The sequence below is a fragment of the Alloalcanivorax gelatiniphagus genome (genome assembly GCF_005938655.1).
GTDB lineage: Bacteria > Pseudomonadota > Gammaproteobacteria > Pseudomonadales > Alcanivoracaceae > Alloalcanivorax > Alloalcanivorax gelatiniphagus.
In genome coordinates this window covers 1-16,375 of sequence record NZ_VCQT01000012.1, presented here as the reverse complement: position 1 = coordinate 16,375, position 16,375 = coordinate 1, and the positions used below count along the sequence as shown (strand labels likewise).

The 16,375-nt window shown below is 57.9% G+C and carries 18 protein-coding genes; 4 read left to right on the top strand and 14 right to left on the bottom strand.

All coding sequences use genetic code 11. From position 1 onward, the window contains the following. Nucleotides 1-167: 167 nt before the first annotated feature. From FGS76_RS01995 to mhpA, 7 genes are all read right to left on the bottom strand, one after another. Nucleotides 168-503, bottom strand: a complete 336-nt coding sequence (locus FGS76_RS01995) for a hypothetical protein (RefSeq protein WP_138770954.1) — start codon at nt 501-503, stop codon at nt 168-170. Between the two features lie 69 nt (nt 504-572). Then, a complete protein-coding gene (locus FGS76_RS01990) occupies nt 573-1,229 on the bottom strand; it encodes a hypothetical protein (protein ID WP_138770953.1) in 657 nt (218 codons plus the stop codon). Nucleotides 1,230-1,418: 189 nt separating this feature from the next. Continuing rightward, complete coding sequence (locus tag FGS76_RS01985) at nt 1,419-1,898, bottom strand: hypothetical protein (protein ID WP_138770952.1); 480 nt, start codon at nt 1,896-1,898, stop codon at nt 1,419-1,421. A 10-nt stretch (nt 1,899-1,908) separates the two neighbouring features. Further along, entirely contained in the window at nt 1,909-2,298 is a 390-nt protein-coding gene (locus tag FGS76_RS01980; protein ID WP_138770951.1) for a hypothetical protein, read from the bottom strand. A gap of 202 nt (nt 2,299-2,500) precedes the next feature. Beyond that, nucleotides 2,501-2,953, bottom strand: a complete 453-nt coding sequence (locus tag FGS76_RS01975) for a GNAT family N-acetyltransferase (protein ID WP_240692367.1) — start codon at nt 2,951-2,953, stop codon at nt 2,501-2,503. A gap of 296 nt (nt 2,954-3,249) precedes the next feature. Further along, nucleotides 3,250-3,909 carry a TetR/AcrR family transcriptional regulator gene (locus FGS76_RS01970; RefSeq protein ID WP_170214374.1) on the bottom strand — a complete coding sequence of 220 codons (660 nt, stop codon included), beginning with the start codon at nt 3,907-3,909 and terminating at the stop codon, nt 3,250-3,252. Nucleotides 3,910-3,976: 67 nt separating this feature from the next. Beyond that, nucleotides 3,977-5,581, bottom strand: a complete 1,605-nt coding sequence (mhpA, locus tag FGS76_RS01965; protein ID WP_240692365.1) for a bifunctional 3-(3-hydroxy-phenyl)propionate/3-hydroxycinnamic acid hydroxylase MhpA — start codon at nt 5,579-5,581, stop codon at nt 3,977-3,979. Between the two features lie 170 nt (nt 5,582-5,751). Here mhpA and FGS76_RS01960 point away from each other — a divergent pair, with 170 nt between their 5' ends. The 4 genes from FGS76_RS01960 to FGS76_RS01945 are packed head-to-tail and all read left to right on the top strand — an operon-like array spanning nt 5,752 to nt 9,855. Next, nucleotides 5,752-6,720: a phytanoyl-CoA dioxygenase family protein gene (locus tag FGS76_RS01960; RefSeq protein ID WP_240692364.1), complete on the top strand. Its 969-nt coding sequence runs from the start codon at nt 5,752-5,754 to the stop codon at nt 6,718-6,720. A 5-nt stretch (nt 6,721-6,725) separates the two neighbouring features. Further along, nucleotides 6,726-7,799 carry a 2,4,5-trihydroxytoluene oxygenase gene (locus FGS76_RS01955; RefSeq protein ID WP_138770947.1) on the top strand — a complete coding sequence of 358 codons (1,074 nt, stop codon included), beginning with the start codon at nt 6,726-6,728 and terminating at the stop codon, nt 7,797-7,799. Nucleotides 7,800-7,813: 14 nt separating this feature from the next. Next, complete coding sequence (locus tag FGS76_RS01950) at nt 7,814-8,770, top strand: fumarylacetoacetate hydrolase family protein (protein WP_138770946.1); 957 nt, start codon at nt 7,814-7,816, stop codon at nt 8,768-8,770. Nucleotides 8,771-8,820: 50 nt separating this feature from the next. Then, nucleotides 8,821-9,855, top strand: coding sequence for an alcohol dehydrogenase catalytic domain-containing protein (locus tag FGS76_RS01945; protein WP_138770945.1), 1,035 nt, complete (start codon nt 8,821-8,823; stop codon nt 9,853-9,855). A gap of 70 nt (nt 9,856-9,925) precedes the next feature. Here FGS76_RS01945 and FGS76_RS01940 read toward each other — a convergent pair whose 3' ends face one another. The 7 genes from FGS76_RS01940 to FGS76_RS19395 all read right to left on the bottom strand — a co-directional run. Further along, entirely contained in the window at nt 9,926-10,357 is a 432-nt protein-coding gene (locus tag FGS76_RS01940) for an acetyltransferase (protein ID WP_138770944.1), read from the bottom strand. Nucleotides 10,358-10,423: 66 nt separating this feature from the next. Continuing rightward, complete coding sequence (locus tag FGS76_RS01935) at nt 10,424-10,993, bottom strand: type II toxin-antitoxin system death-on-curing family toxin (protein WP_205717149.1); 570 nt, start codon at nt 10,991-10,993, stop codon at nt 10,424-10,426. A 75-nt stretch (nt 10,994-11,068) separates the two neighbouring features. Further along, the gene (locus FGS76_RS01930) at nt 11,069-11,914 is read right to left on the bottom strand and encodes a hypothetical protein (protein ID WP_138770943.1); all 846 of its coding nucleotides are present in this window, start codon (nt 11,912-11,914) and stop codon (nt 11,069-11,071) included. Between the two features lie 80 nt (nt 11,915-11,994). After that, nucleotides 11,995-12,648, bottom strand: a complete 654-nt coding sequence (locus FGS76_RS01925; protein WP_138770942.1) for a hypothetical protein — start codon at nt 12,646-12,648, stop codon at nt 11,995-11,997. A 372-nt stretch (nt 12,649-13,020) separates the two neighbouring features. Next, the gene (locus tag FGS76_RS01920) at nt 13,021-14,022 is read right to left on the bottom strand and encodes a virulence RhuM family protein/type II toxin-antitoxin system death-on-curing family toxin (RefSeq protein ID WP_138770941.1); all 1,002 of its coding nucleotides are present in this window, start codon (nt 14,020-14,022) and stop codon (nt 13,021-13,023) included. Between the two features lie 213 nt (nt 14,023-14,235). Next, nucleotides 14,236-15,428, bottom strand: a protein-coding gene (locus FGS76_RS01915) for an IS3 family transposase (RefSeq protein ID WP_138770940.1) whose coding sequence is annotated in 2 segments (ribosomal slippage) — nt 14,236-15,131 and nt 15,131-15,428 — 1,194 coding nt in all. Because the reading frame shifts where the segments join, the coding sequence is not laid out codon by codon here. 77 nt (nt 15,429-15,505) lie between these two features. Further along, nucleotides 15,506-16,375: hypothetical protein (locus tag FGS76_RS19395; RefSeq protein ID WP_205717148.1), on the bottom strand; the 870-nt coding region annotated here is incomplete at its 5' end.

Below are 16,375 nucleotides of genomic sequence, written 5' to 3'. Positions count from 1 at the left end.
GCCCGTGCCAGGCATTGCGCGAGGCATTTGAGGAGCGGCCATTCCCTCACTGGAAACAGCACAGGCCTTCGCCACTGAATACATCATGCAGCCAGACAGCCCTCCAGCCAAGCTGCAAGCGCAGCGTAAGCCATGCAAGTCGTGTAGCGCCGGCCAGCACCACCTAGTCAGGCATTCTTGTGCCTACCAAAGAAGTAGCCAACAACAGAGCCCAGCAGCATTCCCACTGTTGGGTTTAGCTTGTCCATAACGCTTAGCAGGACAACCGAGCCAATTACCACGACGATGACTCCGGCTTCCATCCAGCGGTTGAATTTTGCGTGGGAGAAATTCTTATCTAGAGTAACCTTCTTAACTTCTTCGATTATCCCTACTAGCCGTGATGCTATTTCATGCCCCTGAGAGCTCTGTAAATAGTCTAGGAAAGGAGAAACATCTATTTCCTCCTCTGCCTCGACCGGCGCCTCTGGAGCGGCCGATAACTTCGATTCTTCTTCGGTCATAGTTTTCTCTTTTTTTCCTAACGCCAGAGCGGACCGACGCACATCAGTACGTCCGCGCGCCGCGAATTTTTATGTGCCATTTCGACTGACAACATAACCGCCCGATAGCATAGCTGCATCCACTTGCTTGCAGAGTTCTCTCACAGCGTTTATCGCTGATTCAACCAGTGGATAACCCATCGGAAGTTTCTCCCCTACCACAGCCGGCACCATCCCGCTATATTTTCTCACGAAGTCCCCATCTGCTATTCCGAAAGAATGAATTAGAAGGTGCCGCATCTCTAAATAAGCCATAGCTCTACGCTTAACATCATCATCAACAGCAGCATTCCCTTTGCTCAAAATATCGTCCAAAAGTTTCTGTGTGCTTCGTTGGTTTTCCAACTTTCTGAATACAGACTCTATCATTTCACGGTTGATTGCATCGATACTGCCAAGCTCAACAATTTTCTTGTACGGGATATTGCCTCCATGGCCACCAACCACTCTCAAAGGGTTATTGTGGTATATTTCTGAGAGGAGCCCCTTAACGTACTCAGAAAAATGGGTATGAAGAATGATAATGGTGTATTGATGCGTACAAGACTTTGAGTGGTTTAGAATGCGTGGGTTAACGCGAATTGGGTGGTTCAGCTCCGTGTATTTCCTTGACGAGTACCCCAAAGCCTCTGAAATTTTCTTATTCTTGTCAGGTTCTGCCTTCATCATTTTGTAGGCATTAACCATTGCGATGTCCACAGTTTGGACATGCTGTTTTAGATCGTGAATCCTACCCCTAAATCTCTGAAAAGAGCGCGTCTCTGGTCTTGCTGGCACTATCGCCTCCTTAGCTCACAACGTCGAAGCCCGGTTTCCGGCGCGAAGCGCGCCAACGCTTTGAGCGGCCAACAGCAACGACCAGGAGATTTGTCCTGCTTACTTTCTTTTGTTAGCTGCTTTTGCATCAATAGTTACAACATTGCCATCGTCATTGAAATTAATGACGCCGATAAAATCTTTGCCGATCATAAGTTCGTGCTTATCCATAACTAGCTTGGCGCCTACACGAGTAATTTTTAATTCGGAATTATCATTAGACATATATACTGCGGACAGCGCAACACCTGTAACGAACAACAGCAACGAAAAGAACGACAGTAATTTTGTCTCAGTCGTCTGAATTGCCAAATAATTCGATCTATAGACCTTGTTTATAATCGAATTTATATTCAATACCGAGACAAATGCAGAGGCGGAAAATAAACCAACAGCCCAATAAAATGATTTATTCGTTACCGCCTTCCCACTTTGAAAGGCAATTAGCCCACCAATAAATATGGCACATATAGTAACTAATGTTTTCAGGGATTCAGTTAAGTAATCTGTAGCCTTTATTTTGTATTCATCATCTGTCATATGCAGCCGCTCAGCATGGGTAGATATCACAGCCAGCTTGCCTGGATGCCTTTAATTCTGTTTTAGCCCGCCTAGCATTGGACTCCGTGATTATGGGAGGACTCACACCTCCCCCAGCAATCGATCTATGGCTGGAAATTATATACACATATTGTTTTACAATTTCCCTAATTTTTTTCTTGTGGGAATTTGTAATCCTATCTATTTCGCGGTACTGAAGAGCTCGATTGTATCGGTTTTTTCTAGAAGCTGCGTCGATGTCTTCTATAATGTATCGTTCAACCGCATCGATATCGAACTGCTTTTTAGCATTCCTAATAGAGTGTCCATCTATACGCACACCTCTATTCGCGAATTCCCGGATAAATTCTTTAATAATATATTCTTCAACATCGAACATTAATGAAATTTCCTTATATGTCTGACGCCAGCATAAGCAGCGGCCTTTAGTCCGTCCGGTGGAGACCCGAAGGGCCGGAACAAACTTAATGCATACACAGAGACTCGGTGATGCCCTGATCCCGATACCAGTCTTTATCTGCGATGACAAAGCTCATAATGACCTCAGTATCGGCACATAACGTAGAGGTGAGCTGCGGGCTTTAACCCGTCGGCTCCGCCGACGTGTTAGCTGCTGCGCCGAGATCGGCCTGCGTGGCCGAGGGCGCCAGCTCCCAACACTGCTGATTTCGAACAAATCCTAGCTTTGGGTAGTAATCCATCGCCGCAGGCGCACTGATGAGCCTGATTTTGCAGCGCGTACCCAACTCCCGTTGCGTTCGATGGATAAGCCCCCTGCCGATGCCGACATGCTGGTAGGCGACATCTACGGCAAGATCGGAAAGATAGCAGGCATAGTGGAAGTCAGTGACCGAACGCGCAATGCCGATGAGTTTATCTGCGTCCCAGGCAGTTACAGTTAAGTTGCCGTGCCTGAGCATGCCCTCCACGCATTCCCGGTCGTCAGCCGGGCGTCGTTCGGCTAGAGTAGATCGGTTCAGCACGTCAATGAACTGCTTCGGGCTTATTACGTAATTGACCTTGTACTCGACCACCACAGCCTCTTCTTGTCATAGCTAACAGGCATTAAGACGCCAGCGCGAATATCCAATGAACGCGCCTGCGTAATATCATTATTCTTGGGTTTCCCTCGCCCAAAATAAAACCAGAAAAGTCAGCCACTTACAAACGCTTCAAACCGCGCTCTTCCTGACATCTCGGCCAATCATCTCTCCCCAAAAAACAAAAAGGCCGCCAACGCCCAAGCGCCAACGGCCTTTTAAGTAAGCCCTTACTAATTACCCAAACCAGATAAATCGCAGGTCAACTACCCACGCTGCGACAAGGCCGTCTAGCCTGCCTCCCCCGGCAACGGCAACCCAGCAATCCGCTTAGCCTCCTCCGCCGGCACCCCCAATGCCTGCAACACCATCTCCGCGGCAATACGGTCTGCATGCTCCACCTCGCCGTCTTCCACCAGCAGGTTCATGGCGCCCAGGGTGGCGGAGATGACCATGCTCATGGCCATTTCTTCGTGGGCGTAGTGGAAGTCGCCTTGGCGGCGGCCGGCTTGGAGGTCGGCGCGGAGGTAGGTGGCGAGGGCGGAGCGCATTCCTTCGGCGTAGCGGACCACGGTAATGAGGGCGCGGGTCCAGTCGGGGTCAGTGCGGGCTTTGTTCATGAAGGTGCGCACGGCGATGCTGAGGCGTTCGGCGCCGCTGTCGACGGCTTCGCTGACGGTGAGGATCTGTTCGGAGAGTTGGACGGCGAGTTCCAGGCCGACGGCTTCGAGGACTTGTTCGCGGGAGCGGAAGTAGTTGTAGACGGTGCCGTTGGAGACGCCGGCTTCGTCGGCGAGGGTGTTGAGGGCGAGGTCACCGACGCCGGCGCGGGCGTAGATGCGCAGGGCGGCGTCGAGCAGTTGTTGCCGGGTGCGGGCTTTCTTTTTGTGGCCCCGGGTGAGGGTGTTGGCTGGGGTTTTACGGGTGCCGGGCGTGGTGTTTTTGGCCATGTGTCCGTTCCAACCGTGGGCTTGGGTGGGGCCATGATACTGGGAAAACCTCAATATTGAGACCCCTTCATTGTGAACTTGTGGACGCCGCCGTGAGTGCTTGGAGGCATTCGTCGACGATGCGGTTGGCGTGGCGGGCGGGGCCGTCGTGGAGGATGACGCGGTCCGGGCGGCATACCACCAGGGTGCCCCGGGAGGGGCCGTTGGCCAGGCAGTCGGAGAGGTCCTCGGCGAAGGGGGTGAGGTTGGCCGGGTGCTGGCCGCGCAGGCCGATCTGCAGGAAGGCGCCGCCGTGGGCTTGCCAGCGGGCGCGGGTGTCGTCGTCCAGGGATTGGCCGGGGTCGACGCCGAAGCCGATCAGGGTGAAGTGGTCGCCGAGCACGTCGTCGCTGGGGCGGATCTGGCCGTCCTGGCGGACCAGGCCCTGGGCCAGGGTGGCACCGCGGGTGACGCCCTTGCGGCCCCGGCCTTTGATCAGGAAGCCTTTGTTGAAGCGGTTGGGCGGTTTGATTTCCAGTTCTTCGAGCTGGCGGCGCAGCCGGGGCACCAGGCGGCCCAGGCGCATGGCGCCGTGCACGGTGATGGCTTTGAAGCGGCTGCGGGGCATCACCAGGCTGCCCATCAGTTTGGCCAGGCCAATCATCTTCTTGGCGTGGGGGCGGCGTTCCTTGTCGTAGCTGGCGAGCAGGGCCGGGGCGGCCTGGCCGTGGACCACCCAGGCCAGCTTCCAGCCCAGGTTGGCCACGTCGCGCAGGCCGGCCACCAGGCCCTGGCCGACGAAGGGCGGGGTGATGTGGGCGGCGTCGCCGGCGAGAAACACCCGCCCCTGCTGGAAGGTGGTGCAGCAGCGGGCGTGGAAGCGGTACACCGCTTTGCGTTCCACCACCAGGTCCTCGGGGGCGATCCAGGGGGCCAGCAGTTCGGCGACTTTTTCCGGGCGCTCCATGTCCTCGTGGGTTTCGCCGGGCAGGAGCATGAATTCCCAGCGTTCGCGGCCGCCGGGGGCGGGCATGTGCGGGGTGGGCCGGGCGGTGTCGCAGAGGAATTCCACGTGGTCGATGGCTTTGCCTTCGCGGGCCTTGGCGTCGACGATCAGCCAGTCTTCCGGGTAGGTCTCGCCCTGGAAATCCTGGCCGATCAGCCCACGGACGGCGGAGCTGGCGCCGTCCGCGCCCACCAGGTAGCGGGCGCTGACTTGGTGGCGGTGGCCGTCAGCGTCCTTCAGGTGGGCGGTGACGCCGGTGTCGGACTGGCTCAGGTCCACCAGCTCATAGCCGTGGCGGAAGGTGACGTTGGGGTACGCTTCCACCTGCCGCCGCAGGGCCCGCTCCAGGTCCGGCTGGTAGAAGGTCACCAGCTTGGGGTGGCCGTCGAGGGTGCCGGAGGTGTTGGCGCGGCCGAATTCGCCCAGGTAGGGGCAGTGCATTTTCACTTCCGGGATGGCGATGCGGTCGAAGGCGTCTTCGCCGAGGCCGGCCATTTGCAGGATGCGCAGGGCTTCGTTGTCCAGGGCGATGGCGCGGGGCGCCAGCATCACCTCCGCCACCTTGTCCACCACCAGGGTGGTCACGCCGTAGCGCCCCAGCAGCGCGCACAGCGCGGCGCCCACCGGCCCATAGCCAATCACCAGTACGTCCGTGGTCCGGGGCAGAGCCTCTTTGTTGTTCGTCATCGCCATCTCACCCATTCGCAAAAGACGGGCGGCCCGGCCGTGCGGCCGGTGATCCACCCTGGAAAGCGGTCTTTGTATCTTTTATTGACATCCATTTCAATATTGAATCTAATCTCAATTAATCGAGTCGGCAAGCCGCTCGCTATCAATGACAACAACGGACGAGGTGCATGATGACCTTCGCGGCCCAGCCCAAACGCGACCTGACGGCGGAGGAGATCCGCGCGTTTCAGGAAGACGGCGTGGTGATGCTGAAGCAGGCTTTGGAGCCAAACTGGATAGCCATGGCGGAAGCCGGCATCGAGCAGGCCCGCCGGGAGAGCTCCCTGCTGGGCCGCTTTATGTCGCGCAAGGTGGAGGGCTACCAGATGGATATCTTCCTGTGGAAGCGCATCGATATTCTGCGCGACCTGATCTATTACAGCCCCTGCGCGCACCTGGCCCGGCAGTTGATGGGCGCCGAAGAAGTGCGCTTTTTCTACGACCAGATGTTCGTCAAGGAGCCGGGCACCGACGCGCCCACGCCCTGGCACCAGGATCTGAGCTTCTGGCCGATTCGCGGCGAGCAGATTTGTTCGTTCTGGATTCCCTGCGACCCGGTGAACCGGGACAACAGCGGCCTGCTCTACGTGCGCGGCTCGCACCGCTGGCCGCAGCGCTTTAAAGCCATTTCGCCGGACTATGTGGCCAGCCTCATCGACGACGACATGGAAGATATCCCGGACATCAACGCCAACCCGGACCAGTACGATCTGGTGGACTGGGATATGGAGCCGGGGGACATTCTGGCGTTCCACCCGCTGACCCTGCACGGTTCCTACGGCAATGCGTCACGCACTCGCCGCCGGCGCGCGCTGGCGCTGCGCTGGACCGGCGACGACGTGGTCTATGCGCCGTCGAGCAAACGGATGCCGATTCATTACAAGCACGACTCGGTAGCGGGCGGCCCGCTCCGTGGCGCCGCCTTCCCGCGCATCCTGCCGGAGCAGGAACCCCGGGAGCGCGCCGCCCGGTTGCAGGCGGAACGGGCCGATCCTCGCAAGCTGCTGAGCTCGGGCTTTCACAATGCGGTAGCGGCCGCGCGCCAGACCTTGCGCGCCAGGAAGACGCCCACGCCGAAACAAACCTGGACGAGGTAACCGCCATGGCCACACTGACCACGCCCCAACCGGCCCGGCATCCGGCGCCGACGGTGAAGGCCCGCAAGCTGGCCTACCTGCTGTTCGAGCGTCCCGATCTGAAAAAGGCGGAGCGCTTCCTGAACGACTTTGGCCTGCACACGGTGTCGCGTTCGGCGGAGGCGCTCTACCTGCGTGGCACCGGCCCGGAGCCGTTCTGTTACCGGGTGACCAAGGGGGGTGACGCGGGTTTTATCGGCATCGGTTTTGAGGTGAGCGACCGCCAGGACCTGGACCGGCTGAGCCAGCTGCCCGGCGCGTCGGCGATCGCGCCGGTGGACTACCCCGGCGGCGGCGATCGGGTGCGCCTGACCGACCCGTCCGGCTTCACGGTGGAAGCGATCCACGGGCAAACGCCGGCGGCGCCCCTGCCCCACCGGGAGGCACTGCCGATCAACTTCCCCGAGCAACAGCCCCGGGTGAACGATACCCAGCGCCCGCCGGTGGCGCCGCCGGAGGTGATGCGTCTCGGCCATGTGGTGCTGGAGGTGGCGGACTTTCAGGCCACCTGCGGCTGGTACACGCAACACTTCGGGCTGATTCCCAGCGATGTGCAGGTGCTGCCGGACGGCTCGCCGGCGGTGGTGTTCCTGCGTCTGAATCTGGGCGACACCCCGGCGGATCACCACACCATTGCCATGGCCCAGGGCTTCATGCCGCTGTACAGCCACAGCGCCTACGAGGTGATGGACACCGACGCGGTGGGCATGGGCCAGCGGGTGCTCAAGGCGGCCGGCTGGACCCACGCCTGGGGCATTGGCCGGCACGTTCTCGGCAGCCAGATTTTCGATTACTGGGAGGACCCCTGGGCCGCCAAGCATGAGCACTATTGCGATGGCGATGTGTTCACCGCCGAGCTGCCCATGGGCGTGCATCCGGTGAGCCGGGAAGCCATGTCCCAGTGGGGCCAGCCGATGCCGGCCAGCTTCACCAAGCCCAAACTGTCGCCGACGGCCCTGCGGGCGCTGACGCGCAATCTGCGCCGCAGCCCGGACCTGTCGGTGAAAAAACTGATCACCCTCGCCAAACTGTTTGGCTGATAGGAGAAAAGAACATGGCACTGCACCTTGTCCGCTTCCAACACCAGGACCAGCCCCGCTGGGGCCTGCTGGAAGGCACGCGCATTACGCCCCTGGATCTGCCCTGCACCACCACCGCCGCGCTGATCGAACAGGGCCACGAGGCAATCCGGGCGGCGGCCGGCGATGGCGCCGAGCTGCCACTAGAGAGCACCACGCTTTTATCGCCGATCACCAACGAGGCCAAGGTGCTCTGCCAGGGCGCCAATTACCGCCAGCACATGATCGACTCCGGCATGGACCCGGACGACAAGAGCTTCAACATGTTCTTCACCAAATCCTCGGGGTCGATCACCGGCCCCGGAGGCGAGATCGTCAAACCCGCCCACGTGCGGCTGCTGGATTACGAGGTGGAGCTGACCCTGGTGCTGGGCAAACAGACCCACCAGCCGGTGGACGTCACCGCCGACAACCTGCACGAATTCGTGGCGGGCATTTGTATTGGCAACGACGTGTCCGCCCGGGACGTGCAGATTCCACAGATGCAGTTCCACAAGGGCAAGAGCTACCGCACCTTCTGCCCGCTGGGGCCGGTGCTGTGCCTGCTGGAAAAAAGCGAGATGCATTACCTGGACGAGATGCAGCTGAAGCTCACGGTGAACGGCGAAACCCGGCAGCAGGACAGCACCGCCAACCTGGTGTTCAAGCCCGCCGAAACCCTCAGCGAGTATTCGCTGATTCACAACTTCGCCCCCGGCGACGTGCTGATGACCGGCACGCCCGCCGGCTGCGCCCTGGGCCTGCCCAGCCCGGCGGTGACCAAAGTGGCCGCCTTGCTGCCCGAGTCAAAGAAATGGCAGCTTTTTATAAAATCCCAAAAGCGCCGCCGGCAGTATCTGCAGGCCGGCGATGTGGTGGAATCCACCATCACCAGCCGCGACCAGGTGCTGGACCTGGGCACGCAACGTCATACGATCAAGGACGGGGTCTGACCGAGATCCGTTTACGGCCAACGCGAGACCCGGCCCGCAAAGGAGAAAAGATGAAGGCTTTCACTATCGTCGATCACAACACCGGCACCCTGCGCCCGGCGGATATCCCGGCGCCGCCGGCGCCCAGCAAAAATCAGGTGCGTCTGGAACTGATCGGCACCTCCATCAACCCCATCGATCCGCTGGTGGCCAAGGGCTACGGCGCGCCGCTGCTCAATACCAAGCGGCAAGTGCCACTGATCCCGGGGCGGGACGCGGTGGCGCGGGTGGTCGACGTGGGCCAGGGCGTCACCGACCTGCGGCCCGGGCAACGCGTGCTGGTGGCCGCCTCGCCACGAACCGGCGGCACCTATGCGGCGGTCTTTAATTTGCCCCGGAAATGCGTGGCGCCCATCGAGGACAGCCTCAGCGACGCCACCGCCGCCGGCCTGGGCTACGCCGGGCTCACCGCCTTGCAGGCGCTGGCCGCGGCCGGCCTCTCCGCCGACAACGCCCGGGGCAAGAATCTATGCATCAACGGCGCCAGCGGCGGCGTGGGCTCCATCGCCCTGGTGCTGGCCCGGCGCTGGGGCGCCACCATCACCGCCGTGGCCTCCCAGCGCAATCAGGACTGGGTACGGCGCCTGGGCGCCGACCAGACCGTGGACTACCGCGACCCGGCGGCCATGGCCGCCATCAACGCGGACATCATTCTCAACTTCGCCGCCCCCGACGACACCCACCGCAAAGACCCGCTGCTGGATGGGCTGCGCCAACGGAACAGCCCCGGCCGCGCCTACGTGAACACCACCAATCCCCTGCTCAGCTCGGTCACCAACAAGGGCGTGGTGGGCGGCCTCGCCACCAGCGGCGGGATCTACCTCAAGAAACGCCTGGCGGCACGTCGCGCCGGCATCCGCTACCGCTGGGTGCTGTTCAAGGAGGACGCCGAACAGCTGGCGTACCTGGCCAAGGTCTTCGCCGACCCGGACACCCCGACCATCGTCAGCGGCAGCCAGCCGCTTGAGGCGCTGCCGGAGGCGTTCAACGATCCAAAAGGGGTGCCGTCACCGGGGAAAGGGGTTTTTATGGTGGATGCGCCCTGAGCCTGGCAGCCCAAGACGTTTTGCTTTTTTTGAATACCATTCGGATCGACTGAAGCGCCGCAAAAGCCTTTTATAACTCCATATGCAACAGTGGGTAGGGCTTGCCCTGCCCGTCCAGCGGGGAACGGCTCGTGACTTTAAAGCCTATATGCCGGTAGAAACCCAGCGCCTGCTCATTCTGCTCATTCACGTCGACCTTTGACGCGCCCTGCTCGTTGATAGCGTGTGCCGCCAACAACGCCCCAACGCCTTTCCCTCGGGCATCGGGTGAGATAAACAGCATCTCGATACTGCCGTCATGGACGCCGCAGAAGCCCTGGATCTCGTCATCGCCGTCTTTGGCACACCTTAAATCAACGGCGTCAAAGTACTGCTCCAGAATCAGCGGCTTTAATTCCTGCAGGTCATCTTCCGCCAAAAAGTCATGGGTGGCTCTGACCGATGCCTCCCAGATCTCTATCAGCTTTCCATGATCCGCTTTCTTTACAATTTCGATATTCATCACTCAACCCGATTGAAATTGAAAGCCCGGTCCGCTGGACAGCGGGCAGAATGATACCAAAGGCTGCTAAGCCCTATTATCGTCCGCAATCAGGTTCATGACGAGCCGAGCCATCAGATCCTTGGCCTTCGGGTCGCTTTCGGCGATCAGCAACGTCAGGGCGGTCAGGCCCTGCTCGTTCAAGGTCAGGCGCATGCCTTCCTGGCGCAGATAGAGCAGAAACAGGAAGGCGCCGGAGCGCTTGTTGCCGTCCGAGAAGGGGTGGTTCTTGATCACGAAATACAACAGGTGCGCGGCGCGTTCCTCGCGGGTGCCGTAGAGGGGCTCGCCGAACATGCTTTGTTCCAGGTTCCCGAGGATAGAGGCCAGGCCGTCATCCCGGTCCCGTGTAAAAAGGTCACTCGCTTCTCCCCTATCGCGCAGTTCGCCGGCCAGGGCATCCAGGGCGCGGCAAGCTTCATCCACGCCCAACACACCACGGGCCGGGCGGGCGCCGGCAGGCACGCCCAGCGCGCCTTCGTCATAGTCCTGGAGCAGGCGCCAGGTGCGCGCATAGCCGAGGATCAGACCGACCACTTCCTGACCGATGTCGGAGACCAGTTCCTGCCGGGTCAGGGTCTGGCCGAGCAGCTCCACGGCCTGCTCCAGCTGAGTTAAGCGGCGCGCTGCTTTTTTGAGCGTCCGTTTGGAAGAATTGTTAGACCGCGCGCCTCAGTCCTGCGAATTAAAGCCTGACAGCCAAGATTCATAGTCGGCGCGTGATGGCATGAGCCCTGATTGATGAGCGCCAGAAAAGTCCACGGAGTTGACTTCTGGAACCTCACGGCGAATCTTCAGCAGCTTTTCGCGAATGCGCGAAGCGTGAGTCTGAAGTTCCTCGGCGAGCTCCGCACTGAAAAATGCGACGTCATTTGTGTACTGACAAACAGCAACCATGATGTCGTGATACATGGCGTTTGTATTCCCGTCCGATCGCCTCAACCCATAGTAGTCGAAGCAAAGAATATGCGAGGGGAGACTGGACTTATGGAACGCATCTATCATATCAGATCTGGTTTCGATCGCATGCGTGAGCTCAGTAATGAATTGCTCGACCATCGATACCAGTGCTAGTGCCCGACCTGGCATGAGATGGGCGGAGAACGTTAGGCTCTTGAGCGTTTCGATTGGAATCGTTAGCGGAGTGATTTTTGTAAGTTGAACTTGAAAGGTGGTTGGCTCGGCCTGCGCACCACCTGCCAAATTGCCCCGTAGGGCCTCGGCGACATCACGATCCTTGAAGTACTGGTCAGATAGTGGCTTTACTTGCTGCCTCTTTAACGCTAGTGCCTGATTCGTGATTGTGGATGCTAGAACGACTATCGCGTTCGCTTGTCGTAACGCTTCCAACAGCTCTTTGGCTTTTGCAGATCGCTCTGCGAGTTTTTGCGCCCCCCAGACGCCAAGGCCAGCACCAGCGAGTGCGGATAGTGAGGCACTAATGAAAGACGAGTTAAGGAATCCGACAATGCTTACCCATATAGCGTTCAAAGTACTTGGCAGGTCGAAACACGGCATATTGTACGGCCTAACGTCCGGCTCACGCGCCGGTCTGGAGCTGCGAAGCAGCGGGAAATCGGTCGCTGTGCAGCCGATTGTTAGAAAAAAGTCTGTTGCCCGAGATCGCCAAATCGGATCTCGCCAGCGCCATCGAAGTGGAAACCGAGTGCAGCGATAAGTTGCTCCGTAAGTGAATAAAATTCATTTGCTACGGCCAGTGAACGTTGAGCATCGGCCACACTACAAAACTCTGCTCGATGAGCAACAGCGTTCCGAGTTTTTTGAACTAACTCCCTCTCTTTCCACAGGGACATCTCTGACTCGGCACGACTGTACTTTGCGGCGCCCTCATTGATCTCAACGTACTCTTCCAATATTTTAAATATCAGATCCTTAAACCGATCTACCCCAGTCTGTTTAGTCAAAACATTTGCGACCAGCTCCGAAATCGACTCACTGTGCACCAATCCGGAAACAATCGGTTTAAGGATAACGGTTTTTAAAATCACTTCCGTGGAGATCGACGAATAGAGAAGCGAGGCCGTTGGCTCCTTGTCTAATAGGCATTTCGAAGTTTCTAGAAACCTCAGCGCATTGACGGCGATGGAAGGGTTACGTTCATAGTATGACTTAAGCCTTTCAGTTATGAACTCTTCAATCGCTTGACCCCGATGCTCGTCGTAAAGTTCTTCTGCTAGCGAAGCCACAAATTCAGCATATGCGGCCTCTTGCTCGGCTTCCTCATAGTTCATAGACATTCCGGAAATACCCTCTTTCTAACAGGTATTGGGACGCCGGCTCGAATACTCAATGAACGCGCCAGCGTCATATCACTTTTGCTGAATTCCCCTAACGCAAAATAAAACCAGAAAAGTCAGCCACATACAAACTCAGCGAGCAGTGCCTTCCTGATACCTTGACGAATTCTTTCTTTCAAAAATCAAAAGGCCGCCGGCGCTCTCCCGCCGGCATCCCTATAAGTAGGCCCTTACTGTCTGTCCGGTTCAGATCATCCACGCTCAATCACCGCCGATGGCTTGGACGAGTTGTCGTAAGTGCCCCTACCAATCCTCGAGATTCGATCTCCAGAAACTCACAGGGTAGGTGCAGCGAGGGGACGGCGCTTATTCAGTACTCGCCTCATCTCCGTTCGCACCGCCGACATCGTCCGCGATCAGGTTCATGACGAGTCGGGCCATCAAATCCTTCGCCTTGGGGTCGCTTTCGGCGATCAGCAGCGTCAGAGCGGTCAGGCCCTGTTCGTTCAAGGTCAGGCGCATGCCTTCCTGGCGCAGGTAGAGCAGGAACAGGAAGGCGCCGGAGCGCTTGTTGCCGTCCGAGAAGGGGTGGTTCTTGATCACGAAATACAACAGGTGCGCGGCGCGTTCCTCGCGGGTGCCGTAGAGGGGCTCGCCGAACATGCTTTGTTCCAGATTCCCGAGGATAGAGGCCAGGCCATCACCCCGGTCCCGGGCGAAAAGATCGCTCGCTTCACCCCTATCGCGCAGCTCGCCGGCCAGGGCATCCAGGGCACGGCGAGCTTCATCCACGCCCAGCACACCGCGAGCCGGGCGGGCCCCGGCAGGCACGCCCAGCTCGCCTTCATCATAGTCCTGGAGCAAGCGCCAGGTGCGCGCATAGCCGAGGATCAAACCGACCACTTCCTGACCGATGTCGGAGACCAGTTCTTGCCGGGTCAAGGTCTGGCCGAGCAGCTCCACGGCCTGCTCCAGCTCGGCGAGGCCCTGCCGGGCCAGACGGTGCTCGTTGAGGCTGTAGCCCTGGGTCAGGTGTTCGCGGAGGACGTGGGTGGCCCATTGGCGGAAGCGCGTGGCACGCCGGGAACTGACCCGGTAGCCGACGGATATCACCGCATCCAGGTTGTAGTGCTTGAGCCGCCGCCGGACCTGGCGCTTGCCCTCCTGACGAACTACCGAGAAATCCTCGGTGGTTGCCGCCTCGTCCAACTCGGCCTCCGCGTAGACGTTTTTAAGGTGCAGGCCGATATTGTCCGTGGAGGTATCAAAAAGCTCGGCCATCTGGCCTTGCGTCGCCCACAGGGTCTCGCCCTCCAGGCGAACCTCCACCGGACCGGCGCCCTCCTCGAAAATGACGATGTCACTCACACGACCTCCTCAGCGCAACCATTCGCACTGGCCATATTGACAGTACATTACACGAAGGTACACTGGATTCAGGAGCCTAGAAACTCCAACAGGCGGGCAAAGCCGCACCCCGGAAGCATTGCGGCTTTTTTGTGCCCGAAATCCGGGACGTAATGGCCGGGAGGTCCGGCGAATACAACTGATCTTCCCCCGATAAAATGGACACGCTTCGTTTCACGCTGCCATTCTCTCGTATTCTGCCGGCGCCATATACCCAATGCTAGAGTGTAACCGTTTCTGATTATAGAATTGGTTGATGTAACCGCTCAGGACCACCCTCAGTTCCTGCTCGCTTTTGAACGATACGCCGTGAATGACTTCCGCCTTCAGGCTGTGGAAAAACGACTCCATATGCGCATTGTCCGTGCAGTGGTTGGGCCGATTCATGCTCGGGCGGATTCCGTGTCTGCCCAACTCGTTCTGGATCAGATACGCCCCGTATTCCACGCCTCGGTCCGTGTGGAAGATCAACCCTGGCTTGGGCTTCCTTACCCGCAATGCGTGACGTAACGCTCGCAAAGTCAAGTCCGCTGTCTTCCTGCTACCCAAAGACCAGCCGATTACCTTTCGCGAATACGCATCGAGTACAGCCGCCAGGTATCGCCACTCATTTCCAACCCGGATGTAGGTGAGATCCGCCACCCATTGCTGATTCAGCCCCGTCGGCGCCGGCTGATTCAGCCGGATATTCCTGTGGCGCTCATAAAAGCGCTCAATGCCAGGGATTCGGCGGTATATCCTGCCAGCACGTCCGATCAGCGACGCCTCGCGCATCAGCCTTTCCACACGTTTACGACCAACGCTGATGCCCTCACGGCGCAAGGCCTGATGCACTCTTGGGCTACCATAGACGCCTCGGGTGGCGCGGTGTATTCGCCGCACCTCCTTCAGCAAGTAGCGGTTCGCCCGAGACTGCTGCGACTCCCCACGCTTACACCAAGCGTAATAGCCACTTCGTGAGACGCCCAACCAGCGGCAAAGGTATCTGACACCTAGTTCTCGTCCGTGGGCTTGGATGAATCCAAACCTTTCTGATGTTGATCCGCCAGATACCGTTGCCACTTTTTTAGAAGGTCGTTCTCCTTCTTCAGGCGCGCATTATCTCGCTTCAGCCTATCCAGCTCTTTTAACTCCTCAGCCGGTAGCGCTTTCTTCTCTTTCATCACATCCACACGTTTTCGACCATCTGGCCTGATTCTGCCTTCGCGGTACTCCTTACGCCACCGTGAAAGCATAAACGGCTGGATATCCAGACCTGCAGCGACCTGCTGGACCTCAATGCCTTCTTGATGGCTCAGTTCGACAGCCTTCACCTTGAAATCCGCCGAGTACTGCCAGGTCTTCCTCGGATGCTTATATCTGGGCATTGCCCACCTCCTCTTGTTAGGAGAAGGTGTCCACTAAAGCGGGGGAAGTACATCGCCCGGTGTAACGCCTTGTTAGCTCATTTAAGTGTATCCAGTTGATCCATGTTCATGGATGACCAAAAATTCCTTTCAAAATGAAAGTTATACCACCTATCCGTTCCCAGTCGCTGATGGCCTTCTTTAACTTTTTCTCTTAGCTCATCAGCAGAAGTTATGCCGGTGACGATAGAAAGTTTGATAAAGTTTTTATGCTGTGCTGCTCGAACAAAAAACGGATACCCTTTGCTGTAAGAAGAATAATGTAAGGTCTGTGGATACCAACGAGTTTCTATTGTGATAAAGGACATCAAGAGAACCATCAGCTCTGCCTGCATAATGTCTGCAAAGGGAATATCCTCACGATCCGCTTGGCGCTTCACCAATTCAGCGGCTGGCGCATGCAGCTTTCGTCCTTCTGGGGCTAATACTTGTAGTGTCTCTGAATACCCGTAGAAACAGTCAAATCTTTCAAAATTTCCCCCTCCGTGGTTATCTGAAGACGGCCTCAGGTAATGAGAAGTAAAAACCTCATGCAAGACACCATAAGCTCCGGTTCTTATTAAGGCGGCAACTATATATAGGAACGTTTCGTAAACAAATATCGAGTGAGCCTCAAACCACGAATCATTCCAACTATTTATCTCCGGCGGCCTAGATTTTAACTCTCTCAGTTTTTCAAGCACCTCCACTAACGTCTCTGAGAATTCCCGCTCATCGCAAACTTCGCTCTCCAATAAGACCCAATCGCAGATATGATCTCGTATTGCCTTTAGTTTACCGCAGTCTTCTAGCACCTTCTTACCCATAGACGTAACATCTGGGCGTTCCCTTACCCGCAAGCTATCAGCATAGGAAATACAGGCTTCAATAAAATCTCGCCTGTAATGTGAACCGCCCCGTATTTCGCG